The organism is Bradyrhizobium sp. Mp27, assembly GCF_029953005.1.
Classification (GTDB): domain Bacteria; phylum Pseudomonadota; class Alphaproteobacteria; order Rhizobiales; family Xanthobacteraceae; genus Bradyrhizobium; species Bradyrhizobium barranii.
In genome coordinates, this window is record NZ_JASAUS010000062.1 from 22,590 (window position 1) to 47,170 (window position 24,581).

The 24,581-nt window shown below is 63.4% G+C and carries 22 protein-coding genes and 2 pseudogenes; 16 read left to right on the forward strand and 8 right to left on the reverse strand.

The genetic code is table 11. From position 1 onward, the window contains the following. Window positions 1-70 precede the first annotated feature (70 nt). The gene (locus QJT78_RS27290; protein WP_028152180.1) at window positions 71-691 is read left to right on the forward strand and encodes a TetR/AcrR family transcriptional regulator; all 621 of its coding nucleotides are present in this window, start codon (window positions 71-73) and stop codon (window positions 689-691) included. On the opposite strand, the gene hutU is transcribed toward QJT78_RS27290, so the two are convergent. The 3 genes from hutU to hutI are packed head-to-tail and all read right to left on the reverse strand — an operon-like array spanning window position 692 to window position 5,146. Beyond that, window positions 692-2,362, reverse strand: coding sequence for a urocanate hydratase (gene hutU / locus QJT78_RS27295; RefSeq protein ID WP_038944218.1), 1,671 nt, complete (start codon window positions 2,360-2,362; stop codon window positions 692-694). A gap of 13 nt (window positions 2,363-2,375) precedes the next feature. Further along, a complete protein-coding gene (gene hutH, locus QJT78_RS27300; protein ID WP_038944217.1) occupies window positions 2,376-3,935 on the reverse strand; it encodes a histidine ammonia-lyase in 1,560 nt (519 codons plus the stop codon). Then, window positions 3,932-5,146: an imidazolonepropionase gene (gene hutI, locus QJT78_RS27305; RefSeq protein ID WP_038952739.1), complete on the reverse strand. Its 1,215-nt coding sequence runs from the start codon at window positions 5,144-5,146 to the stop codon at window positions 3,932-3,934. The genes hutH and hutI overlap by 4 nt, the downstream gene beginning before the upstream one ends. An 82-nt stretch (window positions 5,147-5,228) precedes the next feature. Between hutI and QJT78_RS27310 the strand changes: the two genes are divergently transcribed. The 8 genes from QJT78_RS27310 (at window position 5,229) to QJT78_RS27345 (ending at window position 13,819) form a co-directional block, all read left to right on the forward strand. Then, complete coding sequence (locus tag QJT78_RS27310) at window positions 5,229-6,587, forward strand: formimidoylglutamate deiminase (RefSeq protein ID WP_038944215.1); 1,359 nt, start codon at window positions 5,229-5,231, stop codon at window positions 6,585-6,587. Beyond that, window positions 6,584-7,312 carry a histidine utilization repressor gene (gene hutC, locus QJT78_RS27315; RefSeq protein WP_028152175.1) on the forward strand — a complete coding sequence of 243 codons (729 nt, stop codon included), beginning with the start codon at window positions 6,584-6,586 and terminating at the stop codon, window positions 7,310-7,312. Before QJT78_RS27310 ends, hutC begins: the two co-directional genes overlap by 4 nt. 106 nt (window positions 7,313-7,418) lie before the next feature. Continuing rightward, window positions 7,419-8,363, forward strand: coding sequence for an ABC transporter substrate-binding protein (locus QJT78_RS27320; RefSeq protein ID WP_028152174.1), 945 nt, complete (start codon window positions 7,419-7,421; stop codon window positions 8,361-8,363). Window positions 8,364-8,435: 72 nt separating this feature from the next. Then, on the forward strand, window positions 8,436-9,209 hold the full coding sequence (locus QJT78_RS27325; protein ID WP_028152173.1) for an ABC transporter permease: 774 nt from the start codon (window positions 8,436-8,438) through the stop codon (window positions 9,207-9,209). Further along, window positions 9,206-9,991: an ABC transporter ATP-binding protein gene (locus tag QJT78_RS27330; RefSeq protein ID WP_028152172.1), complete on the forward strand. Its 786-nt coding sequence runs from the start codon at window positions 9,206-9,208 to the stop codon at window positions 9,989-9,991. Before QJT78_RS27325 ends, QJT78_RS27330 begins: the two co-directional genes overlap by 4 nt. Further along, window positions 9,984-11,216 (forward strand): Zn-dependent hydrolase, encoded by a 1,233-nt coding sequence (locus QJT78_RS27335; RefSeq protein WP_028152171.1) that lies wholly within the window; start codon window positions 9,984-9,986, stop codon window positions 11,214-11,216. The genes QJT78_RS27330 and QJT78_RS27335 overlap by 8 nt, the downstream gene beginning before the upstream one ends. A 690-nt stretch (window positions 11,217-11,906) precedes the next feature. Continuing rightward, window positions 11,907-13,313 (forward strand): site-specific integrase, encoded by a 1,407-nt coding sequence (locus QJT78_RS27340; protein ID WP_049810262.1) that lies wholly within the window; start codon window positions 11,907-11,909, stop codon window positions 13,311-13,313. Between the two features lie 131 nt (window positions 13,314-13,444). Next, complete coding sequence (locus QJT78_RS27345) at window positions 13,445-13,819, forward strand: nuclear transport factor 2 family protein (protein WP_038944053.1); 375 nt, start codon at window positions 13,445-13,447, stop codon at window positions 13,817-13,819. Between the two features lie 114 nt (window positions 13,820-13,933). Here QJT78_RS27345 and QJT78_RS27350 read toward each other — a convergent pair whose 3' ends face one another. After that, entirely contained in the window at window positions 13,934-14,155 is a 222-nt protein-coding gene (locus QJT78_RS27350; protein WP_028154207.1) for a hypothetical protein, read from the reverse strand. A 629-nt stretch (window positions 14,156-14,784) separates the two neighbouring features. Between QJT78_RS27350 and QJT78_RS27355 the strand changes: the two genes are divergently transcribed. From QJT78_RS27355 to QJT78_RS27365, 3 genes and pseudogenes are all read left to right on the forward strand, one after another. Beyond that, on the forward strand, window positions 14,785-16,473 hold the full coding sequence (locus QJT78_RS27355; RefSeq protein ID WP_028154208.1) for a transporter: 1,689 nt from the start codon (window positions 14,785-14,787) through the stop codon (window positions 16,471-16,473). A gap of 115 nt (window positions 16,474-16,588) precedes the next feature. Next, window positions 16,589-16,913: pseudogene (locus QJT78_RS27360) on the forward strand (dienelactone hydrolase); the annotation flags it as partial. Between the two features lie 30 nt (window positions 16,914-16,943). Beyond that, the gene (locus QJT78_RS27365) at window positions 16,944-17,162 is read left to right on the forward strand and encodes a hypothetical protein (RefSeq protein WP_193375960.1); all 219 of its coding nucleotides are present in this window, start codon (window positions 16,944-16,946) and stop codon (window positions 17,160-17,162) included. Between the two features lie 82 nt (window positions 17,163-17,244). Here QJT78_RS27365 and QJT78_RS27370 read toward each other — a convergent pair whose 3' ends face one another. Continuing rightward, the gene (locus tag QJT78_RS27370; protein WP_080586688.1) at window positions 17,245-18,396 is read right to left on the reverse strand and encodes an AI-2E family transporter; all 1,152 of its coding nucleotides are present in this window, start codon (window positions 18,394-18,396) and stop codon (window positions 17,245-17,247) included. Window positions 18,397-18,736: 340 nt separating this feature from the next. Between QJT78_RS27370 and QJT78_RS53200 the strand changes: the two genes are divergently transcribed. Next, window positions 18,737-19,153, forward strand: coding sequence for a GNAT family N-acetyltransferase (locus QJT78_RS53200; protein WP_063711499.1), 417 nt, complete (start codon window positions 18,737-18,739; stop codon window positions 19,151-19,153). Between the two features lie 400 nt (window positions 19,154-19,553). Here the strand turns inward: QJT78_RS53200 and QJT78_RS27380 are convergent, their stop codons facing one another. Both QJT78_RS27380 and QJT78_RS27385 read right to left on the reverse strand, forming a co-directional pair. Beyond that, window positions 19,554-20,243, reverse strand: coding sequence for a hypothetical protein (locus QJT78_RS27380; protein WP_240537660.1), 690 nt, complete (start codon window positions 20,241-20,243; stop codon window positions 19,554-19,556). Window positions 20,244-20,340: 97 nt separating this feature from the next. Further along, window positions 20,341-20,532 (reverse strand): hypothetical protein, encoded by a 192-nt coding sequence (locus QJT78_RS27385; RefSeq protein WP_080586686.1) that lies wholly within the window; start codon window positions 20,530-20,532, stop codon window positions 20,341-20,343. A 155-nt stretch (window positions 20,533-20,687) separates the two neighbouring features. On the opposite strand from QJT78_RS27385, the pseudogene QJT78_RS27390 reads away from it, so the two are divergent. From QJT78_RS27390 to QJT78_RS27400, 3 genes and pseudogenes are all read left to right on the forward strand, one after another. Continuing rightward, window positions 20,688-20,973, forward strand: a pseudogene (locus QJT78_RS27390) (outer membrane beta-barrel protein); the annotation flags it as partial. 1,387 nt (window positions 20,974-22,360) lie between these two features. Next, window positions 22,361-22,840, forward strand: a complete 480-nt coding sequence (locus tag QJT78_RS27395) for a PH domain-containing protein (protein WP_038944057.1) — start codon at window positions 22,361-22,363, stop codon at window positions 22,838-22,840. Between the two features lie 367 nt (window positions 22,841-23,207). Next, entirely contained in the window at window positions 23,208-23,477 is a 270-nt protein-coding gene (locus tag QJT78_RS27400; RefSeq protein WP_080586689.1) for a DUF3551 domain-containing protein, read from the forward strand. A gap of 274 nt (window positions 23,478-23,751) precedes the next feature. Here the strand turns inward: QJT78_RS27400 and QJT78_RS27405 are convergent. After that, the coding region (locus QJT78_RS27405) for an IS256 family transposase (protein ID WP_281460366.1) at window positions 23,752-24,581 on the reverse strand (830 nt) is incomplete at its 5' end.

Here is a 24,581-nt window from a genome sequence, read left to right on the forward strand (position 1 = left end):
GAAACCAGCGAAGCGACCGGTCCGGAAGCGGACGGACACAGGCAGCAAGTCCGCGCCAAAGCGCCGCAACATGCGTGCGGCCGACCGCGAGCGTGCGATCGTGGACGAGGCGATCCGCTTCTTCGCCGAGCATGGCTTCGAGGGCCAGACCCGCGAACTCGCCAAACGCATGGGCATCACGCATTCGGCGATCTATCGCCACTTCCCGAGCAAGGAGGCGCTGATCGAGCGGGTCTACCAGGAGGTCTATCTCAGCCGCTGGTCGCCCGACTGGGGGCCGATGATCCGCGACCGAACCTTGCCGCTCGAGGCGCGGCTGACGCGCTTCTATCTCGATTATGTCGAGCGCGTGTTCGAGTACAATTGGGTGCGAATCTTCGTCTTCTCCGGCATGAAGTCGTTCGGCATCACCGGCCGTTATCTCGACATTGTCCGCCGCGAGATCATCGAGCCCGCCGCGGCCGAGCTGCGCCACGATCTGAAGCTGCCCGATGCAAAAGCCCGTCCGCTCAGCGAACGCGAGACCGAGCTGTTCTGGGGCCTGCACGGCCGCATCTTCTATCTCGCCATCCGCAAGTTCATCTACGAGACGCCGATCCCGCCCGATCTCGACGCGATCGTCCACGACGCCGTCCAGACCTTCATGGACGGCGCGAAGATGACGATGCCGAAGCTGCTGGTGAGCGGCTAGTTACTTCGCAAGGCTCGGCAGATCGAGCCCCTTGTCGCGGGCGCAGTCAATCGCGGTCTCATAGCCCGCGTCTGCATGGCGCATCACCCCGCTGGCGGGATCATTCCAGAGCACGCGCTCGATCCGCTTGGCCGCTTCCGGCGTGCCGTCGGCCACGATCACCATGCCGGCGTGCTGGGAATAGCCGATGCCGACGCCGCCGCCGTGATGCAGCGAGACCCAGGTCGCGCCGCTGGCGCAGTTGAGCAGCGCGTTGAGCAGCGGCCAGTCGGACACCGCATCCGATCCGTCCTTCATCGCCTCGGTCTCGCGGTTGGGGCTTGCCACCGAGCCGCTGTCGAGATGATCGCGGCCGATCACGATCGGCGCCTTCAATTCGCCACGTGCCACCATCTCGTTGAAGGCAAGACCCAGGCGATCTCGGTCGCCGAGGCCGACCCAGCAGATCCGCGCCGGCAGGCCCTGGAACTTGATGCGTTCCCTGGCCATGTCGAGCCAGTTGTGCAGATGCTTGTCGTCGGGCATCAGCTCCTTGACCTTGGCGTCGGTCTTGAAGATGTCCTCGGGATCGCCTGAGAGCGCAGCCCAGCGGAACGGCCCGACGCCTCGGCAGAACAAGGGACGGATATAGGCGGGAACGAAGCCCGGGAAATCGAAGGCGTTCTTCAGGCCCATGTCCTGCGCCATCTGGCGAATGTTGTTGCCGTAGTCGAGCGTCGGAATGCCTTGCGCATGGAAATCCAGCATGGCCTGCACGTGCTCGACCATCGACGTCTTTGAGGCGCGCTCCACCGCCTTCGGATCGGAGGCGCGCTTGGTTTCCCAATCGGCGAGCGTCCAGCCCTTTGGCAAGTAGCCGTTGATCGGATCATGCGCGCTGGTCTGGTCGGTGACGATATCGGGCTTGACGCCGCGGCGCACCAGCTCGGGGAAAATCTCCGCGGCATTGCCGAGCAGGCCCACCGATACCGCCTTCTTAGTCTTTGCGGCTTCTTCCATGATCGCCAGCGCCTCGTCGAGCGTCGCGGCCTGCCGATCGAGATAGCCGGTGCGCAGTCGCATCTCGATGCGGCTCGGCTGGCATTCGACCGCGAGCATCGAGGCGCCCGCCATGGTCGCGGCCAGCGGTTGCGCACCGCCCATGCCGCCGAGACCGGCGGTGAGAATCCAGCTTCCCGCGAGGCTGCCGCCATAGTGACGCCGGCCGACCTCGACGAAGGTCTCGTAGGTGCCCTGCACGATGCCCTGGCTGCCGATATAGATCCAGGAGCCCGCCGTCATCTGGCCGTACATCATCAGGCCCTTGCGATCGAGCTCGTTGAAATGGTCGAGCGTCGCCCAATGCGGCACGATGTTGGAGTTCGCGATCAGGACACGCGGAGCGTCGGCATGGGTGCGGAACACGCCGACCGGCTTGCCGGACTGGACCAGCAGCGTCTCGTCATTCTCGAGCTTGCGCAAGGCCGCCGTGATGCGATCAAAGCTCTCCCAGTCGCGCGCGGCGCGGCCGATGCCGCCATAGACGACGAGCTCGCTCGGACGCTCCGCGACATCGCGGTCGAGATTGTTCATCAGCATGCGCAGGGGCGCTTCCGTCAGCCAGCTCTTGGCGCTGATGTCGTTGCCGCGGGGGGCGCGGATGGTGCGTTCATTGTCCAGTCGGCGGTTCATGCGGAGCACCTCTTTAGTCAGGTCTCGGGAACGGATTGGTTGGAAGCGCCGCGATCGCCACGGCCGGTAGCGCATCGGCTCCGATCAGCGCAGCCGCCTTGGCGAGATCGCCGGCCATGTAGCGATCGGCGGCGAGCGCGGGCACATGCTCGCGAAGCGCAGCGATGACGGCTGCGAGTGGCGCGCTGGTCGCGTGCGGCGCGCGCAGCGTGATGCCTTGTGCGGCGACCAGGAGCTCGATGCCGAGGATGGCGGCGAGATTGTCGGCCATATCCGAGAGGCGACGCGCGGCGTGCGCGGCCATCGAGACATGATCTTCCTGGTTGGCGCTGGTCGGTGTCGAGTCGATCGAGCAGGCCGCCGCGCGCTGCTTGTTCTCGGCGTAGAGCGCGGCGGCCGTGACCTCGGCGATCATGAAGCCGGAATTGATGCCGGGATCGGGCGTCAGGAACGGCGGCAGACCGAAATTGAGTGCGGGGTCAACCAGCGTCGCAATGCGCCGCTCGCTGATCGCGCCGATTTCCGACAGCGCCAGCGCGATCGTATCGGCGGCAAAGGCGACCGGCTCGGCGTGGAAATTGCCGCCCGAGACGATCTCGCCGGTCTCGACCAGGACGAGCGGATTGTCGGTGACGGCATTGGCTTCGACGATCAGCGTGCGCGCGGCCTGCGTGATCAGGTCGAGCGCAGCGCCCGCGACTTGCGGCTGGCACCGCAGGCAATAGGGATCCTGCACGCGCTCGTCACCTTCGAGATGCGACAACCTGATATCGCTGCCGTCGAGCAATGCGGTCAACGTCGCGGCGGCAGCCATCTGTCCGGCGTGACCGCGCAACACCTGAATCTCGGGGCGGAACGGCGCCGTCGAGGCCATTGCCGCATCGACCGACAGCGCGCCGGTGACGAGCGCGGCGCGAGCCAGGCGAAACGCGCGCAGCACGCCGGAGATAGCGTAGGCCGTCGAGAATTGCGTCCCGTTGATCAGGGCAAGCCCCTCCTTGGGACCGAGCGTCAGCGGCGCGAGACCGGCGACGGCGAGTGCCTCACGGCCGGAGACAGTCTTGCCATCGACGATCGCCTGTCCCTCGCCGATCATCACCGCCGTCATGTGCGCGAGCGGCGCAAGATCGCCGGAGGCGCCGACCGAGCCCTGCTGCGGCACCAGCGGATAGACGTCCTGCGCCAGCATGGCCAGCAACTGCTCGATCACCTCGCGGCGCACGCCGGAGGCACCACGCCCAAGCGAAACGATCTTCAGCGCCATCATCAGCCGTACGATCGGCTCCGGCGTGGTCGGGCCGACGCCGCAGCAATGCGAGACGATGAGATTGCGCTGGAGCAGCGCGGTCTGGTCGGGCGGAATGCGCTTCGAGGCCAGTTTTCCAAACCCGGTATTGATGCCATAGACCGGCGCGGCGGCGTGCGCTGCCTTTGCAACGATCTCCGCGGCTGCCTCGACGCGCGGCCAGAATGACGGATCGAGTACAACAGGAGCGCCCGCGAGCACGCGCGCGAGATCGTCGAGGCTGACCGTTCCCGGCTTGACGACGATCGCTGCGCCCTGCTCCGTCACTGTCCCCTCCACACCCGGCGATGCAGCGGATTGAAGCCGATGCGGTAGACGAGTTCGGCGGGCCGCTCGATGTCCCAGATCGCGAGATCGCACCACTTCTCAGCTTCCAGCGTGCCGGTTTCATCGAGCACGCCGAGCGCCCGCGCGCCTTCACGGGTGACACCAGCGAGGCATTCGGCCACCGTCATCCGGAACAGCGTCGCGCCTTTGTTCATCGTGAGCAGGAGCGATGTCAGCGGCGAGCTGCCGGGATTGCAGTCGGTCGCGAGCGCCATGTGGACGCCGTGCCTGCGGAACGCTTCGATCGGCGGCTTCTGCGTCTCGCGGATGAAATAGAAGGCGCCGGGCAGCAGCACGGCGACAGTTCCGGCCTTCGCCATTGCGGCGGCGCCGGCCTCGTCGGTGTGCTCGAGATGATCGGCGGAGAGCGCCGAGAATTTTGCGGCGAGCGCAGCGCCGCCGAGGTTCGACAGCTGGTCCGCATGGAGCTTGACCGGCAGCCCAAGCCCCCTCGCCGTCTCGAACACCCGCGCGGTCTGCTCGGCCGAGAACGCGATACCTTCCATGAAGGCATCGACGGCATCGGCAAGACCGGCCTTTGCGACAGCCGGCAGCATCTCATGACACACGAGATCGATGTAGCGATCCTTGTCACCGCCGGCCTCCACAGGCAGCGCATGCGCCCCGAGAAAGGAGGTGCGGATCGCAACCGGCCGCTGACGGCCGAGGATGCGCGCCGCTGAGAGCTGCCGCATCTCGGTCTCGACATCGAGGCCGTAACCGGACTTGATCTCGATGGTGGTGACGCCCTCGCCAATCAGCGTATCGAGCCGCGGCAGCGCGCTTGCAATGAGCTCGGCCTCGCTCGCTTTGCGCGTCGCGGCGACTGTCGAGACAATGCCGCCACCGGCGCGCGCGATCTCCTCGTAGCTTGCGCCTTTTAGGCGCAGCTCGAATTCGTGCGCGCGGTTGCCGCCATAGACGAGATGGGTGTGGCAATCGACGAGGCCGGGCGTGATCCAGCGCCCCTCGCAATCGATCCGCTTGATCGCGTCGGCGTCAACAGGAAAATCCGCCGCTGCGCCCGCATAGACGATATGGCCACCGCGCGCGGCGATCACGCCATGCTCGATCTCGCCGAGATCTGGACGGTCGGCCCGCATCGTGGCGAGCCGGGCATTGTGCCAGATCCGGTCGAAGCGCTCTGCCATGCAATGGTCCCTTCGTGGGATGCTTGACTTATATGTCTAGACATATAATCGTGGGGCGGTTCTGTCCAGCCGGCGTGTAATCATGACCCGACTGCATTTCGCCTCCGCGCTCCTGCCTTCGGGCTGGGCCAATGACGTGCAGATGGTGATCACCGCCGGCGCGATCGCCGAGGTGACGCCCGGCGTGGCGCCGGCCGCCGGCGACGAGCGTCATGGAATTGCGCTTCCGGGGTTGGCGAGCCTGCACAGCCACGCATTCCAGCGCGGCATGGCGGGGCTGGCCGAGCTGCGCGGCGAGAGCACCGATACGTTCTGGACGTGGCGCGACACGATGTATCGCTTCGCGCTGGCGATGACGCCGGACGATGTCGCCGCCGTTGCGACGCTGTTGTATGTCGAGATGCTCGAACAGGGCTTCACTCGCGTCGGCGAATTCCACTACCTCCACCACGATCGCGACGGCTCTCCTTATGCCGACCTCGCGGAGATGGCTGCCCGCATTGCACAGGCCGCCGAAGGTTCCGGCATTGCGCTGACGCTGCTGCCGAGTTTTTATGCGCATGGCTCCTTCGGCGGCGCCGCACCGCATGCCGGACAACGCCGCTTCATCTGCTCGGTCGATCAGTTCGCCGCGCTGATGGCAGCATCGCGCAAGGCGATCAGCAGATTGCCGGGCGCCAATATCGGCATCGCGCCGCACAGCCTGCGCGCGGTGACGCCGGACGAACTCGCGGCGATCATTCCGCTCGCCGATGGTGGACCGGTGCACGTTCATGCCGCCGAGCAGGTGAAAGAGGTCGAGGATTGCCTGGCCTGGTCGGGACGACGGCCGGTGCAATGGCTGCTGGAGAACGCGCCAGTCGATCAACGCTGGTGCCTCATCCACGCGACCCATACGACGGATGCGGAAGTCACCGCGTTCGCGAAGATCGGTGCGGTGGCGGGTCTCTGCCCCATCACCGAGGCCAGTCTCGGCGACGGCATCTTTCCGGCGCGCGAATTCGTCGATGCCGGCGGCGCGTTCGGTGTGGGCACCGACTCCAACGTGCTGGTCGGCGCAGCCGACGAGCTGCGTCAGCTCGAATATGGCCAGCGTCTGAAGCATCGCGAGCGCAACGTGCTCTCCGGCGGCGCAGGCCGCTCGACGGGACGAACGCTGTTCGATCATGCGCTCGCCGGCGGCGCGCGCGCGCTGGCACAAGCGACGGTTGGCCTCGGGCCCGGCGCACGCGCCGACATCGTCACGCTCGACACCGCACATCCGTCGCTCGCGGGACGTTTGCGCGACGCCGCCATCGACGGTTGGATTTTTGCCGGAGGGACCGGCGCGATCGATTGCGTCTGGGCTGGCGGCCACAAGGTCGTCGAAGGCGGACGACACAGACTGCGACAGACCGCGCGCGAGCGCTTCAACGCAGCGGTGCGGAGGCTCGTCGCATGAGCCTGGCCACCGATGGCGCTGACCAGCCGACGCTCTACAAGCGCATCCGCGCCGATATCGAGAAGCGCATCCTGACCGGCGAATGGCCGCCCGGGCATCGCATCCCGTTCGAGCACGAATTGGTCGCACGTTACGGCTGCTCGCGCATGACGGTGAACAAGGCGCTGTCGGAGCTCGCGCAAGCAGACCTGATCGAACGGCGGCGGCGCGCCGGCTCCTTCGTACGCCGGCCGCAGCATCAGTCGGCGGTGCTGAAGATCGCAGATATTCGCGCCGAGATCACCGCGCTTGGCCGCGGCTACGGCTACGAGCTGATCGGGCGCAAGCTGCGCGCGGCGACCGCTGCCGACCGCGAGCGTCTTGGCGTCAAGAAGGCCGGAAAGGTGGTTGCGATCACCTGCCGGCACAGCGCCGACAAGGTGCCGTTTGCCGTCGAGGACCGACTGATCGATCTGTCCTCCGTACCGGATGCCGCGACCGCGGATTTCTCGCGCGAGCCGCCCGGCTCGTGGCTGCTTCATCATGTCCCATGGACGGAAGCCGAGCATACGATCAGCGCCATCGTTGCGGACGATCGCACGGCGGAGGCGCTCGACATCGCCGTCGGCGCGCCCTGCCTCGTGATCGACCGCTATACTTGGCGCAGCGCGCGCACCATCACCGCGGTGCGCCTGCTCTATCCCGGTGACTCTCACCGCCTTGTCGCCCGATTCAAGGGAGGCTGAGAGAACGATGTCGGCACAAATCGTGCAACGCTTCGGGCAACGGTCCATATGGGCCGGCAATGATCAACAGGACGTCAAACCATCGATCGGCAAGAGGACGACAATCATGCGTAGTTCAAAGGTATTTGCGACAATCATTGCACTTGCGGCCTCCACTCCCGTGCTCGCCGACGACGTCAAGGTCGGCGTCGGCATCTCCGGATGGACCGGCTTCGCGCCGCTGACGCTCGCCAAGGAGGCCGGTATCTTCAAGAAGAACGGCCTCGACGTGACGATCAAGAAGATCCCGCAGAAGGACCGCCACCTCGCGATCGCCTCCGGCGACGTCCAGTGCGCTGCCACAACGGTCGAGACCTGGATCTCCTGGAACGCCAACGGCGTTGCCACCAAGCAGATCTTCCAGCTCGACAAGAGCTATGGCGCCGACGGCATGGCCGTGCGCAACGATCTCGCATCGATCAAGGACCTCAAGGGCAAGACCGTCGCGGCTTCCGCGCCCGGCACCTCGCCCTATTTCGCGCTGGCCTGGATGCTGAAGAAGAACGGGCTCTCGGTGAAGGATGTCACCGTCGTGAACCTCGAGCCCGCGGCCGCCGCGCAGGCCTTCGTCTCCGGCCAGAACGATGCCGCGATGACCTACGAGCCGTATCTGTCGACGGTTCGCGCCGCGCCCGACAAGGGCAAGATCATCGCGACCACGCTCGACTACCCGATGGTCATGGACACCTTTGGCTGCACGCCGAAGTTCCTTACCGAGAACCCGAAGGCTGCCAAGGCGCTCGCCGACAGCTATTTCGAGGCGCTCGACATGATCGGCAAGGATCAGGCCAAGGCCTATGAGATCATGGGTGCCGATGTGAAGCAGACCGGCGAGGCGTTCGGCAACTCGGCGAAATATCTGCGCTGGCAGGACAAGGCCGCGAACCAGAAGTTCTTCGCCGGCGATTTCCTGACCTTCAACAAGGACGCGGCCGACCTCCTGCTCGAGATCGGCATCATCAAGGCCGCGCCGAAGGTCGAGGACCTCTTCGACGCGAGCTACATCAAGTAACTCTTTCAACAGCGACCGGCCTCGTCTCGCGGCGGGGCCGGCAAACTCGTTCACCGCCCGGATAGATCGTTGATGCGCCCCCTGGATCCCGTGACATCGAAGCAGCGCGTGGCTTACGGCCTCGCGTTCTTCGTGCTGTTCGTCGCCCTCTGGTCGTGGGCAACGCTCGGCGGCCATGTGTCGAAGACCTTTCTTGCCAACCCGCTGACCATGATGCAGGAAGGCTATGACCTGCTTGCCAAGCAGGGCTTTATCTACGACATCGGCATGACGATCTGGCGCGTCGTTGGCGGCTTTGCGCTCGCTGCGATCATCGCGGTTCCGCTCGGCGTGCTGATGGGTGCCTACAAGCCGGTTGAAGCGTTCCTCGAACCGTTCGTCTCCTTTGCTCGCTATTTGCCTGCCTCGGCTTTTATCCCGCTGCTGATCCTGTGGGCCGGCATCGGCGAATTGCAGAAGCTGCTCGTCATCTTCATCGGCTCGGTGTTCCAGATCATCCTGATGATCGCCGTAACCGTGGGCACCACGCGGCGCGATCTGGTCGAGGCGGCCTATACGCTGGGGGCCAGCGACCGCGGCATCATCCGCCGCGTGCTGCTGCCCTCCTCCGCACCCGAGATCGCGGAAATCCTGCGGCTGGTGCTGGGCTGGGCCTGGACCTACGTCATCGTCGCCGAGCTGATCGGCTCGTCCTCGGGCATCGGCCACATGATCACCGACAGCCAGGCGCTGCTCAACACCGGCCAGATCATCTTCGGCATCATCGTGATCGGGCTGATCGGTCTCCTCTCGGACTTCATGTTCAAGGCGTTCAACGCCTGGCTGTTCCCGTGGAGGCTCGCATGACCAGGCTGAAGATCGAACAGGTCTCGCGAACTTTTCCCGCACGCCACGGCAACGCGCCGACCAGGGCGCTGGAGCCGACCGATCTCACCATCGGCAACAACGATTTCGTCACCATCCTCGGCCCCTCCGGCTGCGGCAAGTCCACGCTTCTTCGCATCGTCGCCGGTCTCGATAGGCCGACCAGCGGGCGCGTCACGCTCGACGGGCGCGAGGTGACCGGCCCCGGAGCCGATCGCGGCATGGTGTTCCAATCCTACACGCTGTTTCCCTGGCTGAGCGTGCGCGAGAACATCGCCTTCGGCCTGCGCGAGCGCGGCGTGCCCGAGGCGGAGCGCAACAAGATCGCCGATGCCTTGATCCGCCAGGTCGGGCTGTCCGGCTTCGAGAACCACTGGCCGAAGCAGCTCTCCGGCGGCATGCAGCAGCGCACCGCGATCGCTCGCGCGCTCGCCAACGATCCCAAGATCCTGCTGCTCGACGAGCCCTTCGGCGCGCTCGATAACCAGACCCGCGCCTTGATGCAGGAAATGCTGCTCGGAATCTGGGAGCGCGACCAGAAGACCGTGCTGTTCGTCACCCACGACATCGAGGAAGCCATCTTCCTCGGCAGCCGCGTCATCGTGATGAGCGCGCGCCCCGGCCGTATCAAGGCCGAGATCAATGTGGACCTGCCGCATCCGCGCTCCTACAAGATCAAGACCACGCCCGAATTCGTCCAGTTGAAGGAACGGCTGGTCGAGGAGATTCGCACCGAGGCGCTGAAGGTTGCCGAACATGCCTGACACCAAGCCGCGTGCCGATGGGCAACGCGTTCTCGCCGATCTCAATGCGCTCCGCGCCATCGGCGCCTACAAGACGGGCGTGCACAAGCCGACCTTCTCCGAGCCGCACAAGCAGTCGCTGGACTGGCTGGTGCAGAAGCTGCCCGACGCCGGCCTTACCGCCGCGATCGACGGCATCGGCAATGTGTTCGGCACCAGCACGAAGCCGGGGCCGAAGCTGCTGGCGGGATCGCATCTGGAAAGCCAGAACTACGCCGGCTGGCTCGATGGCCCGCTCGGCGTCATCTACGCGCTCGAAGCGGCCCGCGCGCTCAATGCCGATCCCACCGTGAAGGGCGCGGTCGAGGTCGCCGCGTGGTGCGACGAGGAAGGCCATTTCGGCAGCTTCCTCGGCTCGCGCTCCTACGTCGGGCAAGTGACAGAAGCCGAAATCGACGCCGCACGTGACCGCACCAACGGGCGGCCCATGCGCGATGCGCTCGCCGACATGGGTCTCACCGGACGCGCCCGCGTTGCCGTCGAACCGAAGCGACACGTTGGATATCTGGAGGCGCATATCGAGCAGGGCGACACGCTCGAGAGCGACAAGCTCGCGATCGGCGTCGTCACCTCCATCGTCGGCATCTGGCAGTATCGCATCAGTTTCACCGGCGAGCAGAATCACGCCGGCACCACCCGCATGGCCGTGCGCAAGGATGCGGGCCTCGCGCTGGCGAACTTCTGCGTGGCGATCGACGAACGTTTCCCGGCCGCATGCGGTCCCCGCACGGTGTGGACCACCGGCCGCATCACGCTCGATCCGGGCGCGCCGAGCATCATTCCCGGCGGCGCCGAGATGCTGTTCCAGATCCGCGACGACAATCCGGCGGTCATCGCGCGGCTGGAGGAGCTGCTGCGCACCATGGCGGATGAGGCCAATGCGAAGGGCCCTTGCACCGTCACCGTGGAGAAGATTCGCACCGGCGCGCCCGCGATGATGAACGCCGGCTTCCAGGACGCCATCGAAGCCGCGAGCAAGGCCCTGGCTGGCGGACGATCCATTCGCATGCCCAGCGGCGCCGGCCACGACGCGCAGATGCTCGCGACCGTCATGCCCGCAGCGATGCTGTTCGTGCCGTCGATCGGCGGCATCAGCCATCACTGGACCGAAAACACCGCCGATGCCGACATCGTCACCGGCGCGCAGGTCTTCGTCGACGCCTGCCGGCGGCTCCTGAGTGGTTAGAACGACGTGCCGCCGCCGCATCTGAACTCCTGGACGATGTCGTACCTGCTCTTCGTGATCGGCACGGCATAGTCGAAGCGCAGCGCTCAACCACACCCGCCTCTGGCATGCTGGATCGTCCGCCTTCGCGGGCGATGACAGCGAGTGCTGCAGACACACCATCGCCTTCTCGCGGCGCATGTCGCCCGAGCTTTGCCTGGTCACTCCACCCTCGAAGCCAAGAGGGCGCAGGGAAGGCCGGGTGCTGACCTCGCACCCGCGGTCCGCTGCGCGAAAGGTAGCGCAAGGAAACCGCACAGCAGCATACAGGTGGTGCCAATCACTCGGCCTTCCCTGCGCGATGGTTGGACGGCTTATGCCGTGCTCTCCCGGGAGCCGAGTTCCCTTTGGCCTCCCTCGTCCTTGCGAAAGTCACCAGCACCGCGCCGGTTGACGCGACTGCCGCATCCGCAAGCACTTGACCGTAGCAACGACGGCCAGGACCACACGTCTATACTTTGGCATTCGGTGAAACACGCCGAAACTAACAAAACCCTTTAAAATTAGGCTTTTTCAACTAGCCTGATGCGGGCTGTTTCAGCGGGCTTCACCAAAATAAGGGCCCGGCCCTAAGCCTTTCAGCGTCCGCACGACAAACTGAAAGCCCCAATGCCGAGCCCTTTGGTCTCAAGCCTTAGGAGCCGAAACCACATGGATAGTAGCATTGCCCCCTCCCCCGCCGGCAAGCGGGGCCGCAACAGCAGCGTCATTCTGACCGACCGCATGTGCGAGAAACGCGTTGCCAAACGGACCAAGCTCTACGACCGTAAGTGCCCTGGTCTGTACGTAAGCATCACCACGACCGGGGTGGCAACCTTCTCGTTCAAGTTCACCGACCGGGAGACCGGCAAGCAACGCACCGGCTGGCTTGGCGTCTACAATGCTGAGACCTTCACCGTCGAGGACACCCGTAGCAAGGTCTACGGCCTCAGGGCCAGGGGTGGCGAGGCGCTTGCCGAGACCTTCCGCGACCAGAAAGCTGCGAAGGCGAAGCGCGGCAAGACCGTCGCCGAGATCATCGACGAGCGCATCGCGTGGATGAAGACGTTGGTCAAGAAGCCCGATGGCGAGATGCGCCCCCGGCTCGAAAGCTGGCAAAACACCGCGAGCCACCTCGACCGCCTCATCCGTCCACGCCTCGGCAAGAAGCTGGCCATGGAGGTCACCAAGCACGACATCGCCACACTCTCGAACGACATCGTCGCAGGCAAGTTCGGCAAGCCCTCGGTCAGCAACGCGCGCCATATGCGCAAGGCGGCCTCGGGCCTGTTCACCTGGGCGGCGGAGGCAGGCCGCGACTATGTGACCGCCAGCCCCTGCGTCAACCTGCCAAAACTCGATCCCGAACATCCCCGCACCCGGGTCCTCTCCGAAGACGAGATCAAGACGTTCTGGCACGGACTGGACCGCAACGACCTTCCCTACGACCGCCGGACCCGGCTCGCACTCAAGTTCGAACTGGTCACCATGCTGCGCTCGCGGGAACTGCTCGGCGCGCATCGGGATGAGCTGTTTGACCTCGACGGCGAGCATCCGCGCTTCGACGTGCCGCTCAAGCGGGTCAAGAAGCGGCGGGTGATCCAGCAGCCGTTATCCGATCTGGCGGTCGAGATCATCAAGGAGGCGCTCGCCTCGGATGGTCAGCAGTTTGTCTTCGAGAGCCCCATGTACAAGGGCCAGCCGATCCACCGGAAAGCGATGGCCGACGCCCTGCGCGGCACCAAGCACGAGACGAACAAGGACAAAACCAAAACCGCTGGCCTCTGCGAGCTGCTCGGTCTCAAGCCGTTCACGCCCCATGACCTGCGCCGGACGGCAGCGACCCTGGCCGGCGACCTCGGCTTCGACGACGCATGGATTGCGAAGTGCCTCGACCACGCCGCGAGCAAGAAGGCCGAGCAGATCGTGCCGACGGTCACCGGCAAAGTGTACAATCACTCCAAGCGGATGAAGGAAAAGCGCGCGGTGCTGGACGGCGTCGCGGCCGAGCTGCGGCGGATCGTCGGCGGGCGGACATCGAGAAAGGACGCCAATATCGGGCTTCACGTTGCGGCCTGATCTATCGCCCCGCCTGAGCTTCGATCAGGCGGGCTTCAATAAGTAGTTCTGCGGGAGTGCGTTCAAGCAGCATTCATCACAGTCCATCTAAGTCCCGCGCCGGGAGCGGCGCGGCTGATGATGGAACCTCCATGCCTATTTCGAGGGATGACTTTGACCCCGTTGCCACAGTTGTAGACTGGCTCGACGCCTGCCGGCGTGGAGACGTCAACGCGCTGCTCGATCTGTATGATGAGCGAGCGGTGCTTGAATGCGCCTGCGAAGGCGTCAGCCTGACTGGGCGAGAAGCAATCGCTGCCTACTGGTCACCTAAGCTCGAAACGAAGCGAGTACTCTCATTTTCGCTGGACGACGTGAGCCTGACGGGCCACGGCGTTCAAATCGACTATCAAAATTACGAAGGCAAGCCGGCTCGCGTTTATTTTCGGTTCGGTGTCTCAAACAAGATCATCTACACAAGCTGCGCACCCATGGCTCGGGCGGCCGCCCGAAGCTCCGTCAACTGAGATAACGGTCCGCGCGGCCGCAGAGTTGCGGCGATTGTAGCTCTATCGAGCAGCCCAGCCGGCACGTCCCTAGCCGGCGGCACACATCAGCCCTTCGGCAGACACTCCGCTGCTTCACTTCACCTTCGCTGCTTCATCGAGACACTTGTAACCTGAGCCGCCGCGCGCCATGCACTGGTCGAAGTGTTTTGTCTGCCGCGCTGCCGTTGGTCCAGCAGGCTGCAGCTTTCCGTTCTTATCGACGCATTCGTACAGCAAGCCGGGTGTGCACAGCGAGCAGGGCATGCACGACTGCTGGGCTTGCACCGCGCCCACTCCGACCAGCAGCAGCATCATCACAAAACAGCTTTGCTATCACATCAAAGGGGGCCGAATCGATTCGCGCGGAGTCAAGACGCTGTGAATAGGTCGAATAACTGCGGGGTGTTTCCCCCGGACTCCGCGTGGCGCGCGAATCTCTTGTAGGGTGAGTAGGTCAGGCGAACTTGATTCGTCTGATGTCCGAGGCAGCTGGCGGCCGACCGGCGTGCGACGAAACGGTTCACGTCATGGCCGCCCGGCTGACGATGCGGTCGGATGCCCTTCCTTTGGATCAGACGGTTGCCCCGCGTTGCCCTCTCCGAGCACGCTGTCGAGCGATCGGACGGCGCGTTCATAAACGGGCCTCGTTGAGGTCGGCTTCGCGGCCAGGCAGCAGGGTTAAGGGAGCGATCACAGCGATACCAAGCTCCGTCCATGCAGACCAAGCCGGTAGACCCAAAGCAGAACTCGACTGGTACCCGATCGTCGCGGTGCGCCGACGAAGCAGTGACGATGTCCATCGTGCTCATGTCCGAGACGTCGACTGTCCCGAATCCTGCACGGCTCAAAAGGCGAAGGCGTGCCGTCGGCGAGGATTGATCTAGATCAAGCGTCGCCGGGTTTCACGATTCAGATTCGGCGCAAATGGCTGGAGGGCATGCGCCATGGATACCGTCAGGTGGATGATCTCCACCGCTCCGGAAATCTTCCTGCTGCTTTCCATCGCCATCGGCACGGTGCTGGGCCGAGCCAAGATTCGTGGTTTCTCAATCGGAACGACAGCCTGCATACTGGTGGTGGCCGTTCTTATCGGTCAGCTCGGAACCTTTACATTCCCGTCGCTGCTGCGCGTGCTTCTGTTCAGCCTGTTCGTGTTCACGATCGGCTACCGGTCCGGCCCCGAATTCTTCGCCTCCTTGAGCATCCGCACCCTGGCGCAGGTCGCCATGGCGCTCGTGCTCGGCGGCACGGGTCTCATCCTCGTTTTGATATTTGCATTCGCGTTCAAGCTCGATCCGGGCACGGCCTCGGGACTTGCCGCCGGTGGGCTGACGCAATCTTCCATCATCGGCACGGCGTCCGGAGCGCTCGCGCAAGTCGGCTTGTCCGGTGATGCTTTGAAGCAGCAAGAAGCAAACATCGCAGCTGGATACGCCGTCACCTATGTCCTCGGCTATATTCTCACGCTCCTTTACGTGCCGTTTGTCGCACCGAAACTGATGCGGATCGATTTGAAGGCGGAGGCGGCGAAGCTGGAGGCGGAGCTTGCCGGCGGCAACCCGCCACAGAGTGAAAATCTGCACTATCGCAAATTCCAGGCGCGCGCCTACCGGGTATCGGCCGCCGCGGGACGCACGGTCAAGGACGTCGAAGAGGAAATCGGCAGCCGCACTGTCGTCGAGCGAATCGTGCGGCAGGGAGCCGATATCGAGCCGCGCCTCGACAGCATCCTCGAACCCGGCGACGACATCGTCGTCGCCGGGCGAACCGCTGCCCTCGTCGCGGCAAAGTCGGTCATCGGCAAGGAAATCGATGCCGACGAAATCCTGAAGGCAATTCCGGGCAATGTGATCGACGTCCTCGTCGACAGCCGCCATCTCCATGGCCGATCGATCAAGGAGATCGCTGAACGCGTCGGCAACGACGCACGCGGCGTCTATCTCCGCACGCTGACCCGGATGGGCCGCGAGGTCCCGTTGGGCCCGGACACCCGCGTCTATGTCGGGGACGTCATGACGCTGGTCGGCAGCACTCGCAACATCGAGCGTGCCGCCACGAAGGTCGGGCAGATCCTGCGCTCCGGCGACCGCGCCGACATCGCCTTTCTCGCAACCGGCATCGCCGCGGGCCTCCTCGCGGGTCTCGTCAGCCTCAGGGTCGGCGGCATCCCGCTGACCTTGGGCGGCGGCGGCGGCGCGCTGATCGCTGGCCTCGTCTGCGGCTGGATGCGGTCGCGCCGGCCGACCATCGGAGCGTTACCACGCGCGGCACAGCAGACACTGAGCGATCTCGGGCTCGGTGGCTTCATCGCAGCCATCGGGCTCGGCAACGGAGCCGCGGCCTGGGCTGCGATACAGGCGCACGGGGCGTTGCTGGTGGGCATGGGCCTGGTCGTCACGCTGGTGCCGCTGATCGTCGCGACACTGTTTGCGCGCTATGTGTTGCACATGAATCCGGTCATCACCTGCGGGGCGCTGGCCGGCGCCATGACCGTCGATGCTGCGGTGACCGGAGCCTGCGAAGTCGCCGAGAGTCAGACCCCAGTACTCGGCGTCGCAGTGCCCTACGCCATCGGCAACGTCGTCCTGACTGTGCTCGGCCCGATCATCGTGGCGCTCACTTATACCGGCTGACGGAGGCGACGATGCGTACGCAGTTGGCCGCAATCTTCCGACCGCTCTTGACGGCTTTGGTTCTCCTTGCCGCCTTCGGCTTGCCGGCCCTCGCCGAAGACAATGTCCGTCTCCAGCGATCATCACCTTTGCAGCAGGTCGCGGCGGTCGCGTCGACGGCAAGCCCAACAACAACTGCGCGCCGGACAGACTGGTCGAAGCGACCGCGGATTTCGGCCGTACCTCGCGGGTGCCATGCTGTGGTTCTATATCGAGAACGACACGTTCTTTGGCCCGGCGTTGTTGAAGCGCATGCATGAGGCTTTCACTGCGGCCGGCGGCAGGGCCGATATCATCTGATGCCGCCCTTCGGCAATGAGGGGCATTTCTTCGTCGGCTCGACCGACACAATTCCGATGTGGTCACCGCTCGTCGAAAAATCCCTCAACGCGCATAAATAGTTACGGAGGGTGGCGCCTGGAGACGCAACCATGATCAACGCCCCTTCAACGCCATGGCCCGGGCACGCTCGCACCTTCCTGTTGATTTTGTTCGCAGCGGCCATTGCCGGACCAGCTTCGGTCCAGAACGCCGCGGCGCAAAAGCAGGCCTCTGAGGCGAAGCCCGCCGAGATCGCCCCTCGCGGGCAGCGCGAAGCCAAAGACATCACCTTCGGAGACTGGCAGAAGCTCTATGTTGATCACTGTTGATCACGCTGATGACGGTGCCGAGGAACTGGACTGCCATCGCGTGCTCCCATGGCGGACTCGGCCATGCTCCTGGTTTCGTCGGTCAGCGATTGTTATCCGGCGAAGGGGATGATGAGACGCCTTGATGCAGATCAAGAGAGCGCGGCGGCCCATAGCCAACATCTCCCCGCTGCGGAGCGCGTTCGGTACGGATCCAGGCAACCGTCAGCTCCCAAGCCACCGACAGAATGATCGGTCCGATGAAGAGGCCGATGATGCCGTGGACGAGGGTTCCCCCGATCACCCCGATCAGGATGACGAGCGCGGGTGTGGTCAGGCCTCGCCCCATGACGAGCGGCTTTAGGATGTTGTCGAGCACAGATACGATCGCGAGAAACACCGTCAGCAGAAGCGCGATCGGGAATTCCTTGTCAGTCCAGATCCAGATAATGACCGGCAGGATGACGATCGTTCCGCCGATCTGCACGATCGACAGCAATAGCACCACGAACGCCAGTAGTCCCGCGCTGGCGATACCGGCCAGCTTGAACCCAATGCCGGCGAGCAAGGATTGGACGATCGCGACGCCGATCACACCCTGCGCGACCGCACGGATGGTGGTACCCGCGAGGTCCAGAAAGTGCTCGCTCTGGTCGGGCACGATCTGTGACAGAAAGTCACGACCCGCGGCCACGAGTTGCGGGCCATATGGAAACACGACGCCAGCCACGACCACGGACAGCAGGAACTTCACGGTCCCCACACCGGCATTGCCGGCAAATCCGAGCAAGGTCGTCGCGAAGGGCTTGAGATACGGCACCACTTCGCGCAGAAGCGAACGCAGATTGGTCGAGGCCTGATCCCAGAGATCGAAGAGCCGAGGCCCGACGAGTGGCCAATCCTTGATCGATTGAGGTGGCGACGGAACCAACACCTCGCCGGCGGTCATTTGGCCGGCAAGATCCCTGATCCCGTCGACTGCGCCCATGCCGAGCCACGTCGCGGGCCCAATGACAACGGCGAGACTGATAAGGGTTAGGATCGCTGCCGCAAGTTCCGGCCGGTCGCCGAGGATTTTGGCAAGGCGCTGAAACACCGGATTAAGCGCGACGGCGAGCACGACACTCCAGGCCAGGATTGGCACGAACGGACGGATCAGGAGCAGTGTCCAGACGATCAGGACCGCGAGCAACCCCAGCCGGATCACAAGCTGGATGACCTCGTCTCCGAAGATGATCTGGCGGAGTGTTCTCACGGACGCGCCTTCAGCCTTGGCCACGCATGTTGCGGGTGAGTGAGCTAGTTCCCCCTCTCGCGCGGAGGTCTTGATCCAGATCAAGCGACCACGACCGGCCGGGAGGCCCTTGGGCGGGATCGGGCAAGTGCGTCGCCCGGCCTCTCGACACCGGAGTCCGCATGTCGGTCACCAGTGCACGAGAGCACTTGCGCGACGACAGTCCGGTCGAAGTTCGCGCGCTTCGGCCGGAGGACGAGGCCGACATGCTCGCCGCACTAGACCAAGCGAGCCCGCAGTCGTTGCAGCGCCGATTTTTTGCGATGAAGCGCCATTTCTCCGACAAGGAGCGCGCCTCTTCATGGACGTCGATTTTAAGAATCAAATCGCCTTGGTTGCGCGCGCGGAGGAAGCAGGCCGGAAGGCTGTGGTTGGCGGCCGCCGATATATTGTCTCCGAGCCCGGCCGGGCCGAGATGGCTTTCATGGTGGTCGATGCATGGCAGGGGCGCGGCGTTGGCTCGATGCTAATGCGGCACCTCGTCGACATCGCGAGGGAAACGGGACTGAAGGAATTGACGGCGGAAGTCCTGCCCGAGAACACATCAATGTTGAAGGTCTTCGGCAGGTTCGGGTTCAGGTCGGCTGCGCGGCGAGATCCACAGACAGTCCTGGTAGCATGCTTTCCATGGGATTTTGCCCTCCCCCGAGGCCGCACCAAGTTTCCGTTGCAGGGACGCGCGCGCAACCGATCACTCCGCAAGCGCGCGATAAACTGACGCGTGGCCTATCTTGAGGGCCTTTGCAATGGCAGACGGGCCAGCGCCGCTGGCCTTCATTTGCCACTGTGTTCGCCGTATTGGTTGGCGGCTGGATGTTCCGCTACGAGCCAATCGGGCAAGGCTTCGAACACAGAAACCGCTTCACGGGCGCGACCAGTAGAGTTTCCTTGGAATGCTGGACAGATAAAGATTAGGCCGCCACTTGGACATTGCTCCTCCGCGGCCGCCTCAGTTGGCGGCCTTTTCGGTTAGGCGAGACTGGCCGAGCAGTGCGGCCCCGTGTGTATGCCGCCATCGCAATACACGTTACGCGACGCGCTCATCCCGTCCGGCTCGTTGATACGCCATCACGCAAGCTCGGATGGCACCTCGAGTTTGGCCCGCCATTTCCCGGGGTCTACCGGTCGGCAACCAATTGCACCGTTTGACGTCCACCGTTTAGCGCTCTGAGTTTGTTTATGTATTCTTCAGGCTTCAACAAATGGAATGGAGCCTTCAAACCCATAAAACTCGCTATGCGACCGATGAAATTGGTGCAGTTGGTTGTTCCCGCGTTCCACACCGGCGAGGTCGCCTGAAGACGTTTGATGTAAGCAAATACCTTTTTGGCGTCAGCCTCATTCAAGTAGACTCGATAGCTGGCTGTCAAATATTGCTCATCGAGGTCGCCGTAGCTCGCGCCCGTTTCAGAAGGCACAAACATGAGATGTCCCAATACGTACGGCAGTGTGTCGCCTGCTGGATGCAGGCCGGCAACTTCGACCGCCCTTTGGCTCGTCTTGCCGTACCAGACAAATGCGTGTCCGTAGGATGCAGCAGTGCGGGCACGAAAATCAACGTAGTAGGGTCCTTTAACTGAAGATACCCGGGCCGGCTTTGCATCCGACGTGGCTGGCGGGCTGCCTGGCGCAGCTGCGGCCGTTTTCGTAGCGGAGTTGATTGAGGTCTTGGGGGAAGTGTCCGGTCGCTGCTGAAGATCAGCACGCGCCGCGAGTTGCTGTGCACTAGCGCTTCCCACGGAAGCCGCAAAGATTGCGACTCCGACAATAAATCGCAGATCGCGGTATTCCCAGATCACCCTTGCCACGTTCAACCCTTCTTGGGCCCAACACAGCCCAAGCTAAACATTACTGGAGGTGAACGCCTCCGGCCCCGACGGGCCGAAGGCGCTTCAATCTTCGGGATTAGCCCTTGGTGACTAACGGAGCTGGCGCCGGAGCCTTGCCGATCGGGTATTTGCCGACTGGAGTTTTGCCGACGGGATATTTACCAACCGGCGCGGTCTGGACGACGGGCTGCGGACGAGGCAGATCCGCGGCAACTGCCGCTCCCACCAAAGCCAAAGACGCAGCACCCGCAATTACGAATTTCAGCATCAATCTCCCCTGAAGTTGCCCACTCCCCCTTACCGAATCTGACCCTAGCCGGACGCTCTACCCACACAACAAATAGATGCCGGTGCGGACAGTCGCGCGATCCCTTTTTTGGCGAATGTTGCAGAAGGGGCACGCTTTCTTTCAGCATATTGATCTACGTGAAGGGCGGCGCCGCCGTGACGCGCAAATCGATTCGATATATTCAACAACATCACCGGGGTCGGCCTGGCATCGGCAGGCCACACACGCTGGGGCGGCGCCCTCGGTGTCGGCTGGGAGTACGGCTTCACGCCCAACTGGTCGCTCGGTATCGAATACGACCATCTCTGGATGGGGCGTGATAATGCCAGCTTCGCAGGCGTGGTTACTCCCGGAGGGTTCATCCTCACCGGCAGCGGGGTCAGCCAAGATGTTGACATGGTCACGCTTCGGTTGAATTAACGCTTCGGTGGATACGGCGCACCGGTCGCGGCCAGATACTGATCTCACCCACCTTCGCAAACCAAAGCCCAGGCTCGCCGGGGCTTTTTTGTAGTTATGAATTTTCTGGCCTTTGCTACCTTGCGGTGGCCGCGTGCCGTTCTCTTCCAGTCTACCCCTGTGAACGGACATAGTCAGACCGCCCCGGCATGTCTCACACGGTTTCTTGGAGTGTTCTTGCCACGCAACTCCGCGGATAAGAGAAAGCAGGCCGAAGCCGCTATGGTCTGGAGTTGGCCCCGACCGTTCACGACTAAGCCAGTGGCTGGAAAACTGGTGCGGCTTGCCGGTGTCCGGTAGCCCGGCGCTGGCGGCGCGCTGTAGGGCCTTCTAATGGCCTCACCTTGACGCCTGTTCTGTGTCGTCGTGGCGACGGATGCCTAGCACAGCGAAATGACGCGACGTGCCAACTCTACGAACCCACAGACCAAGAAAAAGGACGTGGTCTGGCTCGCGCTCAACAGTCGCGCGCCATCCGCTTCAACGAACACCTGACCGGCGGCGGCCCGACGATCTTCAAGCACTTCTGCCAGATGGGGCTGGAAGGGATCGTGTCGAAGCGGACGGCGGACTATCGAAGACGTGGCTCAAGTCGAAGAACTCAGCGAGCGAGGCGGTGCGCCGGGAGCGCGTGGAGGATGGCGTTAGTCTCGGCGCACCCCGGCCTTCATAATTCTGCCCAAATGGAAAACCCGACGAAGGCGAGTACAGCCACGCTGAGAACGATAATCGCCCCCACTTCGATAATGGAAAGCCGTCTTGCCATGCGCCAATTTTTTCGGCAGTCGAGCGACAGCGTTGATCTGGATCATGTGCGGCGACCATCACACCCAGCAGCCGCTCCATCAGCGGCTTCGGGCAACCTTGATTGCAGAATGCCGCTAGTGACAGTTTCGGGTCGTCTCAGCCTTCGTGGTTGCACCGCTTAAGCCATCGGCGCGCTAGCAAGTCATTCCGGTCGCACATCTGCGGACGGCTCGACGGGTATGGCGGACGGTGGTTCTTGCGACGCACACACCGTTAACTCGTGTCCTACCCGCGCCGCAGGCAGCAGCGACTTCAGTGATCATGCCGTTGGGCGGAGGAGTAATCGGCGCAGGTGTCATGGCTTGCGCCGATACTGCGACCGATAAGGCGAAGCCGGCAATAGCAATCAACCTGATCATTCTGCACCTCCCTTAACCGTCCAAACATCCCGACCTCTCACGGCAGGGGATGGGTCCGGCTCTCGTGTGAAAGCATGCGAGCTTCCGGCGCTGGCCGTTGGAAGGCTTGAGATAGATCAAGGTCTTTCTCCGTTTAAAATGGCGCATATTACCGCGGTGATAGGTAAACTCCGGGTAGGCGTATGGGGCGCTATATCGACGAAATCCTACAGCCTGGCGAAAGGGTGCTGTATTCGACCAACGAACACTGGGTGTACTTTCTGCCTGCAATCGGGGCGTGGATCGCGGCGGTCGCATTTCTGGTGCTGTGGCGCTTGGTCGCCGTCGACGCGCTGACGTTGGTTTACTTGGTATTGGCGGCGGTCGCTGGGCTTGCGGCCTTGTACTGGACGGCGACGGCTTGGTTCCACCGCTGGACCACCGAGTCCGACGTTACCAACATGCGGGTCGTCCACAAGGCCGGTTTCATTAAGAGGCGGACCTTTGAGATGCGCCTCGACAAGGTTGAGAGCGTCGATGTCAATCAAAGCGTTCTTGGCCGCCTTTTGAACTATGGCGACCTCACCATTCAGGGCGTCGGCGAGGGTACGCAAACCATTTCCACCGTTAGTTCGCCTCTCGCGTTTCGCAGCGCCATCACGACAAGACCGGTTGGCACGTAAATCGCGGCACGGTTTGACAGCCGCCGCCCCAACAACGCCCCCGGAGCCCCCCCCGCGCTGGCGATTTTGCGGCGGCGCTCGCGGGGGATCCGGTGGCGCTGCGGCTCTGGCTTGACCGGATTACCCTGCCCCAAAGATCAACTCGTGGCGTTCGCGCTGCCGCCCATCAATCATCGTCAGCTTTCCGCGCGGAAACCCATCTTCGCCCCTCATTTGGCGAGCAAGCCCGAGGTGGCGCCCGTTGCAGCGTTGAACCACCACAGCCGTAGCCCCAGCCACTCGCGCGAATGTGAATTGATCTTAAGCAATGGGCTTTGTCTGGCTTCGATACGCTGATGCGATGGAGTCGATCCGTAAGGAAATTCTGATGCGCATTCCAACTTTGGCGATTTGGGCAACGATCTCGGTTTTGGCGGCCGCGCCAACTCAGGCCCAAACATATGGCGGGAATGCTCCGATCTGCCTACAACGTTGGTACTGGGGCGGAGGCGAAACTTTCTACTGCGGCTATAGCTCGATGGCGCAGTGCCACGCCAATGCATCGGGCCTCTCCGCTATGTGCGTTACCAATCCATATTTTGCAAACGCACAAGTGCCACGGGAACCAGCCTATCGGCAGCCTCGTCGCGCCTACTAGATCGGACAGGGGCGCGACGACTCGGGTTGAGATGGCTGACGCCTCTGGAGAGCCCGCCCCTCGATCCGATCTCGCACGAGCCGTATACGCTGGCGCTGAAGCGAAAATCCGCTGATTGGAGGCCTGCGGCGCTGTAGGTGCATCGATCTGCGACAACCAAACGACTGAACGGGTATGAAATCCGGACAATTCTTGATCTTCAGTGTGACCGCGGCCGTAAAGAGGCCAAACGGACCCAGCGGAGCTATGGCTGATTTTGGGTGACGCGGCCTGATCAGGCGGCGTGGCTTTCAGTGTTCGGAATGACTTCGATTCCGTCGATGAACTTTACACCGGCGATGACTTTCGGCAACTGGTTCGTGCTCTTCAATCGCCGCCAGGTCTTCGATGCGGCGTCGATGAGCTTGAACACCATCAGCTTCGCAGTTTGTTGCGACAGCGATCCCTTGGTCCGCACCGTTCGGTGGCGCACCGTGGCGAAGACGCTCTCGATCGGGTTCGAGCTGCGTAGGTGGATCCAGTGCTCAGCAGGGAAGTCGAAGAAGGCGAGCAGCGCATGGCGATCCTTGATCAGGCACTCCACCGCACGTCCGTATTTGACGTGGTATTTCTCGACGAAGACGTCGATCGCGGTTTCAGCTTCGGCCCGGTGTGGGGCCAGATAGATGTTCCGCAGGTCGTTCTTCATGGGGCCCTGCACGGATTTGGCGACCTTGTCGAGTACGTTGCTCACTTTATGGCACCAGCATCGTTGGTGCCGCGTGCCGGGAAAGGCCTCGTCCAGTGCCTTCCAGAAGCCGAGGGCGCCGTCGCCGATGGCGAGTTGCGGGGCAATCCGTAACCCGCGTTGCCGCAGGTCGATCAGGAGTTCGCGCCAGCTCTGCGCGCTCTCGCGCACGCCGACCTGGAAGCCGATCAGCTCCTTCTTGCCTTCCGGCGTGGTGCCAATCAGCACCAGCATGCATTCGCTGTGATCTTCCATGCGGGCCTGCAGGTACACGCCATCGGCCCAGATGTAGACATAGCGACGCGCCGACAGATCGCGTCTCTGCCAGCGTTCGTACTCGACCTGCCAATCGGCCTTCAGGCCGGCGATCACCGAAG